General features: G+C 69.4%; 12 protein-coding genes. 8 read left to right on the top strand and 4 right to left on the bottom strand.

The window, feature by feature from the left end; all coding sequences use genetic code 11:
* Positions 1-86: 86 nt before the first annotated feature.
* Entirely contained in the window at positions 87-788 is a 702-nt protein-coding gene (locus ACTVZO_RS14375; RefSeq protein ID WP_443298764.1) for a TetR/AcrR family transcriptional regulator, read from the bottom strand.
* 371 nt (positions 789-1,159) lie between these two features.
* On the opposite strand from ACTVZO_RS14375, the gene ACTVZO_RS14370 reads away from it, so the two are divergent.
* Positions 1,160-1,540: a peptidase inhibitor family I36 protein gene (locus ACTVZO_RS14370; RefSeq protein WP_443298763.1), complete on the top strand. Its 381-nt coding sequence runs from the start codon at positions 1,160-1,162 to the stop codon at positions 1,538-1,540.
* On the opposite strand, the gene ACTVZO_RS14365 is transcribed toward ACTVZO_RS14370, so the two are convergent.
* Positions 1,521-2,324, bottom strand: coding sequence for a potassium channel family protein (locus ACTVZO_RS14365; protein WP_443298762.1), 804 nt, complete (start codon positions 2,322-2,324; stop codon positions 1,521-1,523). The two genes, ACTVZO_RS14370 and ACTVZO_RS14365, sit on opposite strands and share 20 nt — an antisense overlap.
* 123 nt (positions 2,325-2,447) lie before the next feature.
* Positions 2,448-5,180: a pyruvate dehydrogenase (acetyl-transferring), homodimeric type gene (aceE, locus tag ACTVZO_RS14360; RefSeq protein WP_443298761.1), complete on the bottom strand. Its 2,733-nt coding sequence runs from the start codon at positions 5,178-5,180 to the stop codon at positions 2,448-2,450.
* Positions 5,181-5,639: 459 nt separating this feature from the next.
* Here aceE and ACTVZO_RS14355 point away from each other — a divergent pair, with 459 nt between their 5' ends.
* The 6 genes from ACTVZO_RS14355 to ACTVZO_RS14330 all read left to right on the top strand — a co-directional run bounded on the left by ACTVZO_RS14355 (position 5,640) and on the right by ACTVZO_RS14330 (position 10,156).
* On the top strand, positions 5,640-6,068 hold the full coding sequence (locus ACTVZO_RS14355) for a DUF3052 domain-containing protein (RefSeq protein WP_384215834.1): 429 nt from the start codon (positions 5,640-5,642) through the stop codon (positions 6,066-6,068).
* Between the two features lie 157 nt (positions 6,069-6,225).
* Positions 6,226-6,684 (top strand): peroxiredoxin, encoded by a 459-nt coding sequence (locus ACTVZO_RS14350; protein ID WP_443298760.1) that lies wholly within the window; start codon positions 6,226-6,228, stop codon positions 6,682-6,684.
* 164 nt (positions 6,685-6,848) lie between these two features.
* A complete protein-coding gene (locus ACTVZO_RS14345) occupies positions 6,849-7,424 on the top strand; it encodes a TerD family protein (RefSeq protein ID WP_384215838.1) in 576 nt (191 codons plus the stop codon).
* Between the two features lie 140 nt (positions 7,425-7,564).
* Positions 7,565-8,140, top strand: a complete 576-nt coding sequence (locus ACTVZO_RS14340; RefSeq protein ID WP_266936833.1) for a TerD family protein — start codon at positions 7,565-7,567, stop codon at positions 8,138-8,140.
* Positions 8,141-8,174: 34 nt separating this feature from the next.
* Positions 8,175-9,287, top strand: coding sequence for a DUF475 domain-containing protein (locus ACTVZO_RS14335; RefSeq protein WP_443303171.1), 1,113 nt, complete (start codon positions 8,175-8,177; stop codon positions 9,285-9,287).
* A gap of 125 nt (positions 9,288-9,412) precedes the next feature.
* On the top strand, positions 9,413-10,156 hold the full coding sequence (locus tag ACTVZO_RS14330; RefSeq protein WP_443298759.1) for a TerD family protein: 744 nt from the start codon (positions 9,413-9,415) through the stop codon (positions 10,154-10,156).
* A 69-nt stretch (positions 10,157-10,225) separates the two neighbouring features.
* Here the strand turns inward: ACTVZO_RS14330 and ACTVZO_RS14325 are convergent, their stop codons facing one another.
* Positions 10,226-10,987, bottom strand: a complete 762-nt coding sequence (locus ACTVZO_RS14325) for a TerD family protein (protein ID WP_443298758.1) — start codon at positions 10,985-10,987, stop codon at positions 10,226-10,228.
* 194 nt (positions 10,988-11,181) lie between these two features.
* Between ACTVZO_RS14325 and ACTVZO_RS14320 the strand changes: the two genes are divergently transcribed.
* Complete coding sequence (locus ACTVZO_RS14320) at positions 11,182-12,348, top strand: HpcH/HpaI aldolase/citrate lyase family protein (RefSeq protein WP_443298757.1); 1,167 nt, start codon at positions 11,182-11,184, stop codon at positions 12,346-12,348.
* Positions 12,349-12,351: the final 3 nt, after the last annotated feature.

The following is a 12,351-nucleotide window of genomic DNA, read 5'->3' as shown; positions in this document are numbered from 1 at the left end:
AGGAGACCGATTCCGGCCGGGGCGCGCCGGGTGACGGGTCTCACGGCCGACCGGGTGTGGCCGCGCCGCCAGTTGGCGATCAGCGGTCAGCCGGCGGGGTGCGGGCCGTCGGTGGTCCCGCGGCGCCAGTCCCCTGCCAGAGCAGGGCCGATCTGGTCCAGATAAGCCTCGGTCATCCGCCGGATCGCGGCCACGCCGGTGTCCTCGCCCTGCCCCCACAGCCGGCCCGTGACCCGCATCACCCCGCAGAACACGGCGGCGGCGACGCGCGGGCGCGGGTCGGCGTCCACGTCCAGGCCCTCGCGGGCGGCGAGCAGCCGGGAGATCCGTTCCTCCAGGCCGGTGGAGCGGCGCAGGTGCACGGCGAGCAGGGCCGGGGTGCGCTCGATCAGCCGGTAGCCGCGCATGTAGAGCTCGACGGGGACCACTTCGCACAGGGCCTCGTCGAGGGTGTCCCAGGTGGTGAGCACCGCACCGCGCATCGCCTCGAGCGGGCCCTCGGCGGCCGGCCGGGCCTGGAGCGCCGCGAAGAAGTGCGACTCGACCAGGTCCTGGACGGCGAAGGCGACCTCCTCCTTGTTCGCGAAGTACCGGAAGAAGGTGCGCTGCGAGACGTGCACGGTGTCGGTGATCTCGTCGACGGTGGTGCGCTCGTACCCCTGGGAGACGAACAGCAGCAGGGCGGCGCGCAGCAGCGCGTCCCGGGTGCGCCGCTTCTTGCGCTCGCGCAGTCCCGCCACCACGGGCGCGGCCGGTGCGGCCGCTGCCGTCCGCTCGTCGGTCCTCACCGCGGGGCTCCCTTCTGACGCCGAGTGGGCGGTCAGGCTACCTGTGACCCGCCCCACAGCGGCCGTCCCGTTAAGCCGTTGGTGAAGGGACGGCAACCCGTTCGGGGACAGCCCGCGGGCGGCGCGCCCGGGCCGCCCGCGCCCGGAGCGGCCCGGCGGAGTCCGGCGGAAGGGTCCTGCGGGAGGCCCTGGCGGAAGGGTCAACTCCGTACGTACGACAGCCCTGCCGGACGGTTCCGGCAGGGCTGTCGCCTATCAGGGTGGACCCGGCCGCGCCCCCTTCCGCCCGCCCGTATCCGCAGGTCAGCGTGGTGTCAGCGGAGCCCCGGAAACGGTCCGGGTACCGCCCGTCCACAAGGAGTTGACCCGTCATGCGTACGTGGAGCACCACTTTCGCCGCCTTCGCCCTGGCCCTGAGCGCCCTCATCCCGAGCTCGGCCGGCACCGCGCACGCCGCCGGCCAGGCGACCCTCGGGTCATGCGCCACGGGCCAGCTGTGCCTATGGGCGAAACCCGAGTTCAAGGGGACCCGGCACACCCACGAACTGAGCACCCTCGACGTCAACAGCTGCACCGCACTGCCCGCCGGAACCAGCGCGCAGTCCCTCGCCAACCGCACCGGGCGCCCGGTGACCACCTACCAGTCGGCCGTGTGCGCGGAGACCGGCGAGTTCCAGACCTACCCGGGTGACGGGGTCTGGCTGCCCCAGTCCCCCTACCAGGCAAGGGCGTTCAAGGTGTGGGAGAACTAGCCCCGGTCCGGGGCCCCGCCACCGCCTCCAGCGGCGCCGGGGCCCCGGGCTGGGCGGCCTGCGCGCCGCCCAGCCGGGACACTTCGGCGCGCAGCGCCCGTACCTCCGCGTGGAGCTCCTCGATGGCCGCCAGCTGGAGCCGCTCCGCCCGGTCGTCCCGCTCGAAGCGGGCGATGAACCAGGCGGCGATGTTCGCGGTCACCACACCCAGCAGGGCGATCCCGGACAGCATCAGCCCGACGGCCAGGACCCGGCCGAGCCCGGTGGTGGGGGAGTGGTCCCCGTACCCGACCGTCGTCATGGTGGTGAAGGACCACCACACCGCGTCGCCCAGATTGCGGATGTTGCCGTCCGGGGCGTCCCGCTCCACGCTCAGCACCGCGAGCGAGCCGAACATCAGCAGCCCCACGACGGCTCCGGCCACGTACGTCGTCAGCCGGATCTGCGGAGCCATCCGGGCCCGCCGGCCCACCAGCAGCAGCGTCGACACCAGCCGCAGCAGCCGCAGCGGCTGCACCAGCGGCAGCACCACGGCGCACAGGTCCAGCCAGTGCGTCCGTACGAAGTGCCGGCGGTCCGCCGTGATGCCCAGCCGCACCAGGTAGTCGAGGGCGAAGACCCCCCACACCGTCCACTCCGCGTAGGTGCACGCCCGGTGCACCCACGGTCGCGCGTCGGGCACCACGATCGGCACGGCGTACGCGACGGCGAAGCACACGGCGAACACCAGCAGGGGCACCTGCGTACGGCGCTCCCAGCGCGCCTGGAGGGAGGGTTCCTTCATGCGGAGCATCGTAAGGAACGCGTAAGGCGCAGGTGCCCCCGGCTCCGCCGGAGGCACCTCGCCCACACCCGGCGGCGGCCCGGTCGGGCCGCCGCCGTCATCATCCGGTCCGCCGCTCGGCGGCTACGCGTCGCCGCCCGCCGCGCCCGGGTCCGCCGCCGTGACGTCCAGCAGCTGGTACCGGTCCAGGGCCTGCTTGAGCACCGAACGGTCGACCTGACCGGTCTTGGCCAGCTCGGTCAGCGTCGCCAGCACCACCGACTGGGCGTCGATGTGGAAGAAGCGCCGGGCCGCGCCGCGGGTGTCCGCGAACCCGAAACCGTCCGCGCCCAGCGAGGTGTACGGGCCGGGCACCCAGCGCGAGATCTGGTCCGGCACCGCCCGCATCCAGTCGGACACCGCCACGAACGGCCCCTCGGCACCCGACAGCTTCCGCGTCACGTACGGGACGCGCTGCTCCTCCTCCGGGTGCAGCAGGTTGTGCCGCTCCGCCTCCACCGCCTCGCGGCGCAGCTCGTTCCAGGAGGTCGCCGACCAGACGTCCGCCCGGACGTTCCACTCGGCCGCCAGGATCCGCTGCGCCTCCAGCGCCCACGGCACCGCCACGCCCGAGGCCAGGATCTGCGCCCCGATGGTGCCCGAGGTGCCCGCCGACACCCGGTGGATGCCCTGGAGGATGCCGTCCACGTCCACGTCCGCCGGCTCGGCCGGGTGCTGGATCGGCTCGTTGTAGACGGTCAGGTAGTAGAAGACGTCCTCGGCATCGGGCCCGTACATGCGCCGCAGACCGTCCTTGACGATGTGCGCGATCTCGTAGCCGTACGCCGGGTCGTACGCGACGCAGCCCGGGTTCGTCGACGCCAGCAGCTGGGAGTGGCCGTCGGCGTGCTGGAGACCCTCACCCGTCAGGGTGGTCCGGCCGGCGGTCGCACCCAGCACGAAACCGCGCGCCAGCTGGTCGGCCATCTGCCAGAACTGGTCACCGGTGCGCTGGAAACCGAACATCGAGTAGAAGACGTAGACCGGGATCAGCGGCTCGCCGTGCGTGGCGTACGCCGAACCCGCCGCGATCAGCGAGGCCGTGCAGCCCGCCTCCGAGATGCCGTCGTGCAGCATCTGGCCGGTCGGCGACTCCTTGTACGCGAGCAGCAGGTCGCGGTCGACCGCCTCGTACTGCTGCCCCAGCGGGTTGTAGATCTTGGCGCTCGGGAAGAACGCGTCCATGCCGAAGGTGCGGTACTCGTCGGGCGCGATCAGCACGAACCGCTTGCCGATCTCCTTGTCCCGCATCAGGTCCTTCAGGATGCGGACGAAGGCCATCGTGGTGGCGATCGACTGCTGGCCCGAGCCCTTCCGGGCGGCCGCGTACGTCGCGTCGCCCGGCAGCTCCAGCGGCTTGGCGCGCACCACACGGGTCGGCACGTAGCCGCCCAGGGAGCTGCGCTGGTCGTGCATGTACTGGATCTCGGGCGAGTTGCGGCCCGGGTGGTAGTACGGCGGCGCGCCGTTCTCCAGCTGCTGGTCCGTGATCGGGATGTGCAGGCGGTCGCGGAAGCGCTTGAGGTCGTCGACCGTCAGCTTCTTCATCTGGTGCGTCGCGTTGCGGCCCTCGAAGTTCGGCCCCAGCGTCCAGCCCTTGACCGTCTGGGCCAGGATCACCGTCGGCTGGCCCTTGTGGGCCTTGGCCGCCGCGTACGCCGCGTAGACCTTCTTGTGGTCGTGACCGCCGCGGCCCAGGTGCTGGATCTGGTAGTCGGTCATGTTCGCGACCATCGCCCGCAGCCGCTGGTCGTCCCCGAAGAAGTGCTCGCGGATGTACGCGCCCGATTCGGTGGCGTACGTCTGGAACTGCCCATCGGGCGTGGTGTTCATCTTGTTGACCAGGATGCCGTCGCGGTCCTGCGCCAGCAGCGGGTCCCAGGAGCGGTCCCAGATCAGCTTGATGACGTTCCAGCCGGCGCCGCGGAACTGCGACTCCAGCTCCTGGATGATCTTGCCGTTGCCGCGCACCGGGCCGTCGAGGCGCTGCAGGTTGCAGTTCACCACGAAGGTCAGGTTGTCCAGGCCCTCGCGGGCGGCGATCGACAGCTGGCCGAGCGACTCCGGCTCGTCCATCTCGCCGTCGCCGAGATACGCCCAAACGTGGGACTTGGAGGTGTCGGCGATCCCGCGCGCCTCCATGTACCGGTTCATCCGCGCCTGGTAGATCGCACCGAGCGGGCCCAGGCCCATCGAGACGGTCGGGAACTCCCAGAAGTCCGGCATCAGCCGCGGGTGCGGGTAGCTCGAAAGGCCGTACGGGGCCTTCGACTTCTCCTGCCGGAACGCGTCGAGCTGCTGCTCGGAGAGCCGGTCCAGGAGGTAGGCGCGCGCGTAGATGCCGGGCGAGGCGTGGCCCTGGAAGAAGATCTGGTCGCCGCCGTCGCCCTCGTCCTTGCCCCGGAAGAAGTGGTTGAAGCCCACGTCGTAGAGGGAGGCGGAGGAGGCGAAGGTGGCGATGTGGCCGCCGACCCCGATGCCCGGGCGCTGGGCGCGCGAGACCATGACGGCCGCGTTCCAGCGGGTGGCGTTGAGGACCTTGCGCTCGATCTCCTCGTTGCCGGGGAAGAACGGCTCGTCCCGGGTGGCGATCGTGTTCACGTAGTCCGTGCTGCGCATCTCCGGCACGGCCACGCGCTTCTCACGGGCCCGCTCGATCAGCCGCAGCATCAGATAACGGGCGCGCTCACGGCCCCGCTCGTCGACCGCCGCGTCCAGCGAGTCGAGCCACTCCTGCGTCTCCTCCGGATCGAAGTCCGGGACCTGACTGGGCAGGCCGCCAATGATGATCGGATTGCGATCGGATGCGGAAACCACGCTGTTCCTTCGCTGTCGGGGGAGTCGTGCCTTGAGTTCGCCGCCTCCCATGGTCTTACGCTCGGCCGAAATCGTCATCTTTACCGCTGGGTAATCCCTGGAGACGGCAGGAAGTCCTGGGCGGGCGATCCGAGGGCGGCTCGGCCAAATCGCAACCTTACGCCCAAGTCGGTCACACCCTGTCAACGAACTCGTAAGGACGTTCGTCCTTCAAACAGGTAGGAAAGTCCCAAGGTGTTGCCGATGATGCCGAAAGAACCGCGATGGTGTGGGATGAATCACGAGAGCCCCGTACGGGGAGGCTGAAAGTTGCGGCGAGACGGCCGCAATCGTCACCGTTTCGACGGTCTCGGCGGCCGGGTACTTGCGCGATCCGCCGCGCCCGTGTGGACTACGTCCAATGCTGCGCGTACGCGCGCCGCCAGAAGACATTCACCGAACATGAGCAGGAGGCACCCCGTGAGCGCGACCGCGGACCACGCGGAGAACCTGGCCGCCCGGCTGGGTTTCCAGTCCGAACAGGTGGTCCAGGAGATCGGCTACGACGACGACGTCGATCAGGAATTCCGTGATGTCGTTGATGAGCTCGTCGGCGATCTCGTCGACGAGGACTACGACGACGTCGCGGACGCCGTGTTGCTGTGGTTCCGCGAGGACGACGGCGACCTGGCGGACGCCCTGGTCGATGCCACCGAGCTGATCGAGGACGGCGCACTGATCCTGCTGCTGACCCCCAAGACGGGCCGCCCCGGCTACGTCGAGGCCAGCGACATCAAGGAAGCCGCGGAAACCGCCGGCCTCTCGCTGGCCAAGGGTCTCCCCGTGGGCAAGGAGTGGGCCGCCACCAAGCTGGTGACGCCCAAGACGGCCGTCAAGACCAAGCGCTAAGCCGCGCCCTCCGCTCCAGAGCGGACACTTTTCGCACCCCGTCGGCCCCGGTCGGCGGGGTGTGTGCGTTCCCGGGCACTGGCCCGCCTAGGCTGTGCCTCACCCGAACGGCTTACTGCGGCCGATCCAGGAATGCGGGAACGAAGGGATGCGAGAGATGGCGATCGAGGTCGGCGACAAGGCTCCGGACTTCGAGCTCAAGGACAACCACGGCGCCACCGTGCGGCTCTCCGACTTCCGGGGGGAGAAGGCCGTGGTGCTGCTCTTCTACCCGTTCGCCTTCACCGGCGTCTGCACCGGCGAGCTGTGCGAGCTGCGGGACCAGCTGCCGCGCTTCCAGAACGACGAGGTCCAGCTCCTCGCCGTCTCCAACGACTCCGTGCCGACCCTGAGGGTCTTCGGGGAGCAGGAGGACCTGGAGTACCCGCTGCTGTCGGACTTCTGGCCGCACGGGGAGACCTCGCGCGCGTACGGGGTCTTCGACGAGGAGAAGGGCTGCGCGGTCCGCGGCACCTTCATCATCGACAAGGACGGCGTCGTGCGCTGGACCGTCGTCAACGGGCTGCCCGACGCGCGTGACCTGAACGAGTACATCGAGGCGCTCGACAGCCTCTGAGGAGTTCCTCGGGCTCTTTGTCTCAGTTCCGCGCGAAAACCGTTTACAGGCGGGAACCCGTCACTAGGATCGAAACGTTGATCCGGTAGCTCCTCCGGCCACGGCCGGGAGGGCCCAGTGCACGACGGGGCACCGCCCCACACACAGAACCCAATGGAGGACCCGTGGGAGTCAGCCTCAGCAAGGGCGGCAACGTCTCGCTGACCAAGGCCGCGCCTAACCTGACGGCGGTCATCGTCGGTCTGGGCTGGGACGCTCGCACCACCACCGGTGTCGACTTCGACCTCGACGCCAGCGCGATCCTGACCAACGACCAGGGCAAGGTCGCCAGCGACGCGAACTTCGTCTTCTTCAACAACCTGAAGAGCCCCGACGGCTCGGTCGAGCACACCGGTGACAACACCACCGGTGAGGGCGAGGGCGACGACGAGGCGATCAAGGTGAACCTCGCCGGCGTCCCGGCCGATGTCGCCAAGATCGTCTTCCCGGTCTCGATCTACGAGGCCGAGGGCCGCCAGCAGAGCTTCGGCCAGGTGCGCAACGCGTACATCCGCGTGGTGAACCAGGCGGACAACACCGAGCTCGCCCGCTACGACCTGTCCGAGGACGCCTCGACCGAGACCGCCATGGTCTTCGGCGAGCTGTACCGCAACGGAGCGGAGTGGAAGTTCCGCGCCATCGGCCAGGGCTACGCCTCGGGCCTGCGCGGCATCGCGCAGGACTTCGGCGTCAACGTCTGAGTCCAGAGAAGTCATCCGTCCGGCGCCGTGCACTGTGTGTACGGCGCCGGACCGGCTTTCCGGCCCTGCGGACCGGCCCCAGGGGCCTCTGCGGGCCACACCGTCACGCAGGCACACCGTCGTCCGGGGAGGACCACAACATGGGCGTCACACTCGCCAAGGGGGGCAATGTCTCCCTCTCCAAGGCCGCACCGAACCTGACCCGGGTTCTCATCGGCCTCGGCTGGGACGCGCGCTCGACCACGGGCGCGGACTTCGACCTCGACGCCAGCGCGCTGCTGTGCAACAGCGGCCGGGTGCTCGGGGACGAGTACTTCGTCTTCTACAACAACCTGAAGAGCCCCGAGGGCTCCGTCGAACACACCGGGGACAACCTCACCGGCGAGGGTGACGGCGACGACGAGTCGATCATCATCGACCTCAGCAAGGTGCCGGAGCGCGTCGACAAGATCGTCTTCCCGGTCTCGATCCACGAGGCCGACAGCCGTCGGCAGAGCTTCGGCCAGGTCAGCAACGCCTTCATTCGCGTGGTGAACCAGGCGGACGGCCAGGAACTGGCCCGCTACGACCTCTCCGAGGACGCTTCCAGCGAGACCGCGATGATCTTCGGCGAGGTCTACCGGTACGGAGGTGAATGGAAGTTCCGTGCAGTGGGGCAGGGGTACGCGTCGGGGCTGAGGGGCATCGCTCTAGACTTCGGGGTCAACGTTTCGTAAAGCCGCAACAAGACGCATGGGGTGCCAGGTGCCAGTGGTTCTGAAAACCTTCGGCTGGTCGTTCGCCATCACGGCGCTCGGCCTCGCCTTTGCCGCGTGGCAGTGGGGGTGGGAGGCGTTCGGGATCGTACTGATCCTGTCGATCCTCGAGATCTCGCTGTCCTTCGACAACGCGGTCGTCAATGCCGGAATCCTGAAGAAGATGAATGCCTTCTGGCAGAAGATCTTCCTCACCATCGGCATCCTGATCGCCGTGTTCGGCATGCGGCTGGTCTTCCCGGTGGCGATCGTCGCCATCAGTGCCAAGGTCGGTCCCATCGAGGCCATCCAGCTGGCGCTGGACCACCCCGAGCAGTACGAGGCCCTGGTCACCGATGCCCACCCGGCCATCGCCGCCTTCGGTGGCATGTTCCTGCTGATGATCTTCCTCGACTTCATCTTCGACGAGCGGGAGCACAAGTGGCTCGCCTGGCTTGAGCGTCCGCTCGCCAAGCTCGGCAAGGTCGACATGCTGTCGGTCTGCATCGCCCTGATCGCGCTGCTCGTCTCGGCGATGACCTTCGCCGTCAACGCCCACACCAGCACCGGCTCCGTGGACAAGTCCGCCACCGTGCTGCTCGCCGGCGTCGCCGGTCTGATCACGTACCTCATCGTCGGCGGCCTGTCCTCGTACTTCGAGGACAAGCTGGAGGAGGAAGAGGAGCGCGAGCACGAGGAGGAGGAGAAGGCCAAGGCCGCGGGCAAGCCCGTCTCCGCCATCGGCCTGGCCGGCAAGGCCGCGTTCTTCCTCTTCCTCTACCTCGAAGTCCTCGACGCCTCGTTCTCGTTCGACGGGGTCATCGGCGCCTTCGCCATCACCAACCACATCTTCTGGATGGCGCTCGGCCTCGGCATCGGTGCCATGTACGTCCGTTCGCTCACGGTCTACCTGGTCCGCCAGGGCACCCTGGACGACTACGTCTACCTGGAGCACGGCGCGCACTACGCGATCGGCGCGCTCGCCGTCATCCTGCTGGTCACCATCCAGCACGAGATCAGCGAGATCGTCACCGGCCTCATCGGCGTGGTGCTGATCGCCGCCTCCTTCTGGTCCTCGGTGCGCCGCAACAAGCGCCTGGAACTGGAGGGTTCCACCGCCGAGGCATGACCGCGGCGGTAATGCGGAACGCTCAACTGCGGGGCGGTCCACCGGGTCCACGGACCCGGCGGGCCGCCCCGCTTCCGTAGTCACGCAGGGCACCAGGGGACCAGGGGAACAAGGGGGGCAGGGGCATGGGCTTCTTCGACGGGATCATGGGCAGCCGCGCCGTGCAGTTCCAGTCGGGCAGCGCCTCGTCGAACGCGATCGAGCTGACCAAGCGGCACCCGACGGTGTCGCTCACCAAACAGGGGGCGGTGCACGGCAATCTGCGCGTCAACCTGTCCTGGCGCATGCGCACCTCGGACATAGGAGGCAGCAGCCACGGGCAGAGCGGGCGGCTCCTGCGCCACCCGTTCAAGCTGTTCAAACCCGACATGGTGCAGGCGCACACCCAGGGCATGGTCAACGTCGACCTCGACATGGGCTGCCTGTACGAGCTGACCGACGGCACCCGGGGCGCCGTCCAGCCGCTCGGGAACCTGCTGGGCGACATCAACGACCCGCCGTACGTGAAGCTCAGCGGGGACGACCGGTTCGGCTCGGCCTCCGGGGAGACCCTCTACGTCAACCTCGACCACGCCGAAGACATCAAGCGGATGCTGGTCTTCGTCTACATCTACGACCAGACCCCGGCCTTCGACCGCACCCACGCCATGGTCACGCTGTTCCCGGTCACCGGCCCGCGCATCGAGATCCCCCTGGAGGAGCGGCACCCGCAGGCCCGCTCCTGCGCGGTGGTCTCGATGGGGCACGTCAAGGGCGAGTTCATCGTCCGGCGCGAGGTGAAGTTCGTGTACGGGTTCCAGGCCGAGCTGGACCGGTTGTACGGCTGGGGGCTCCAGTGGGGGCGGGGCTACAAGAGCACCAAGGCCTGACCGGAGCCCCGCGGGGCGGCCGGGCGGGGGTCCGGGAGGGGGTCAGGCGGGGGCGCGGCGGCCGCGCCGTCAGCGGCGGATGAACTGCGGGCCCTGCACCGGCAGCCGGAAGGACGGGTCGGCGCCCGGACCCGGCAGCGGGGCCGGGGACACCGGCTGCGGGTACCCGTAGGCCGGCTGGACGGACGGCGGGGCCTGGGTGGGCGGGGCCATGGCGGCCGTCTGGTCGGCGGTGGGTCCGGCCGCCGGGCTCCCGGCCGCCGGGCTCGCGCCGGGGTCGGGGGCGTTCTCGTCGACCGAGATCCCGTGGTCGGTGGCCAGGCCGACCAGCCCGTCGGAGTAGCCCTCGCCCAGCGCGCGGAACTTCCACCCCTCGCCCCTGCGGTACAGCTCCCCGCAGATCAGCGCCGTCTCGGCGCCCGTCTCGGGCCGCACGTCGAAGTAGGCCAGCGGTTCGGAGCCGCCGGTCGCGGTGGCGTCGTACAGGAGGATCCGCAGGTCCCGGACCCGCTCGAAGGGCACGTCCTCGGCCGAGGCGACCACCAGGATCCGGTCCACGGCCGGGGTCACCGTCCGCAGGTCGGCCTGGACCGCGTCGGTGACCGCCTCACCGAGCTGCTTCTTGCCCAGCCGCCACACGGCCCCCGAGGGGTGCCTGGGCTGGTTGTAGAAGACGAAGTCCTCGTCCGAACGCACCCGGCCGTCGGAGCCCACGAGCAGCGCGGAGGCGTCCACGTCGGGCACCTCGGGGCCGGTGGTCCAGCGCAGCACCGCCCGGACCGCCGTGGCGGCCACCGGGATGTTCGAGCCCTTCTGCATCGCGTGCGTCATGCCCGTCATCCTGCCCTCCCGGGGTGGACCGGGACAATGCGGCCCCCCGTAGGGCCTTGTCTCGAACGCGAGAGCTGGGCATGGTGCAAGAGGGTTACCTGAACTTCATGTGCTTGAGGAACTCTTGACTCAGGTTCGTACGTACTATTACCGGCCACGCCAGTTGGGCCGCCGAGGCAGTACGGGGGAAGCACATGCGTCACTTTGGGCACGTATCGCCCACAGTCCGTAAGGACCTCTTCCACCAGGAACCGGCGGAATTCACCGGAGCCTCCCCCGCCCGCACCCTCGCCGCGGCTCTCGGGGCCACCCTCTACAGCCCCGCAACCCGGCCCCAGCTCGCCCGGGACATCCGAAAGCAGGCCGGCCGAGGAGTCGTCTCCATGGTCCTCTGCCTGGAGGATTCCATCAGCGACGGCGATGTCACCGGGGCCGAGGAGAACCTCGTCCGGCAGTTCGCCGAGCTCGACAGCGACGACAGCGAGCTCCCGCTCCTGTTCATCCGCGTCCGCACGCCCGAGCAGATTCCCGACCTGGTCAGACGCCTCGGCGGAGCCGCGCACCGACTGTCCGGATTCGTACTTCCCAAATTCAACGAGAGCAGTGGCAGCGCCTTCCTCGACGCCGTGGCGCAGGCGGAGGCCGTCGGAGGCCACTCCCGCCTGTATGCCATGCCCGTCCTGGAGACCCCGGACCTGCTGCACCTCGAAACCCGCGTCGAGACGCTCGCCGGCATCTCCCGCACCGTGAACAGCCACCGCGAGCGGGTCCTGGCCCTGCGGCTCGGCGTCACCGACTTCTGCTCCGCCTACGGCCTGCGCCGCACCCCCGACATGACCGCCTACGACGTCCAGATCGTGGCCGGCGTGATCGCCGACGTGGTCAACGTCCTCAGCCGCGCCGACGGCACCGGCTTCACCGTCACCGGACCCGTCTGGGAGTACTTCCGCAGCCAGCAGCGCCTCTTCAAGCCCCAGCTGCGCCGCAGCCCCTTCCTGGCGGAGGGCGTGGAGGAACTGCGCACCGCCCTGATCGAACACGACCTGGACGGGCTACTGCGCGAGATCGAACTCGACCGGGCCAACGGACTGCTCGGAAAGACCTGCATCCACCCCGCCCACGTCACGCCCGTCCACGCCCTGTCCGTGGTCTCCCACGAGGAATTCTGCGACGCCGAGGACATCCTGCGCCCCGAGCGCGGCGGCGGCGGGGTGATGCGTTCGGCTTATACGAACAAAATGAATGAAGTGAAGCCCCACCGGGCCTGGGCCGAGCGCACCATGCAGCGCGCCGAGGTCTTCGGTGTGGCGAAGGAGGAGGTCGGCTTCGTCGACCTGCTCACGGCCGGACTCCAGGTGTGAAAC

Origin of the sequence: Streptomyces sp. IBSNAI002 (genome assembly GCF_052244475.1) — a bacterium.
GTDB lineage: Bacteria > Actinomycetota > Actinomycetes > Streptomycetales > Streptomycetaceae > Streptomyces.
The sequence above is the reverse complement of the archived record's forward strand: the minus strand, read 5'-3'. Positions and strand labels throughout refer to the sequence as shown.